The sequence below is a fragment of the Stenotrophomonas sp. YIM B06876 genome (assembly GCF_030711595.1).
GTDB lineage: Bacteria > Pseudomonadota > Gammaproteobacteria > Xanthomonadales > Xanthomonadaceae > Stenotrophomonas.
Window position 1 is genome coordinate 1 of sequence record NZ_JAUJUJ010000311.1, and the last position, 987, is coordinate 987.

Consider the following 987-nt stretch of genomic DNA (forward strand, 5'->3'; position numbering starts at 1 on the left):
TAGGTCCAGCCCTTGTTCTCTTCGCCGACCAGGTTCTCGGCCGGCACGCGCACGTCGGTGAAGAACACCTCGTTGACTTCGCGGTCGCCGTCGAGCGTGCGGATGGGGCGCACCTCGACGCCGGGCGTGTCCATGTCCACCAGCAAAAAGCTGATGCCCGCCTGGGCCTTGGCCTCGCGGTTGGTGCGCACCAGGCAGAAGATCATGTTGGCGTGCTGGCCCTGGGTGGTCCAGGTCTTCTGGCCGTTGACGATGTAGTGCGCTCCTTCAGCATCGACGCCGCGCACGGCCGTGGTCTTGACCGAGGCCAGGTCCGAGCCCGAGCCCGGCTCGGAGTAGCCCTGGCACCACCAATCCTGGCCGCTCAGGATGCGCGGCAGCCAGTACTGCTTTTGCGCCTCGTTGCCGTACTTGATCAGCACCGGGCCCAGCATGTTGAGGCCGAACGGCACGATGCGCGGCCCGCCCGCGAGCGCGCACTCGTTGTCGAAAATGAACTTCTGCACGGCACCCCAGCCGNCCAGGTCCGAGCCCGAGCCCGGCTCGGAGTAGCCCTGGCACCACCAATCCTGGCCGCTCAGGATGCGCGGCAGCCAGTACTGCTTTTGCGCCTCGTTGCCGTACTTGATCAGCACCGGGCCCAGCATGTTCAGACCGAAGGGCACGGCGCGCGGCGTGTCGGCCAGCGCGCACTCGGTATCGAAGATGAACTTCTGCACCGCCGTCCAGCCCGGGCCGCCGTACTGCTCGGGCCAGTGGTTGGCGAGCCAGCCGCGCGCGTGGAGGATGGCGTGCCATTCCTCCTGGTCCTGCTTGCTCAGGCGCTGGCCGGCCTTGACCTTGTTGGCAATGCGCGCGGGCAGCTTGTCCTTGAGGAAAGCCTGCACCTCGGCGCGGAAGGCTTCTTCTTGTGGAGTGAATTGCAGATCCATTGCTATTTCCTCAAAAAATCTCGAACAGGCCGGCGGCGCCCATGCCCCCGGCGAT

The 987-nt window shown here is 66.0% G+C and carries 1 protein-coding gene; it reads right to left on the reverse strand.

Annotation, left to right across the window (positions count from 1 at the left end):
- A partial coding sequence (locus tag QZH66_RS16955) for an acyl-CoA dehydrogenase family protein (protein ID WP_305807023.1) occupies window positions 1-932 on the reverse strand: 932 nt, incomplete at its 3' end.
- Window positions 933-987 lie beyond the last annotated feature (55 nt).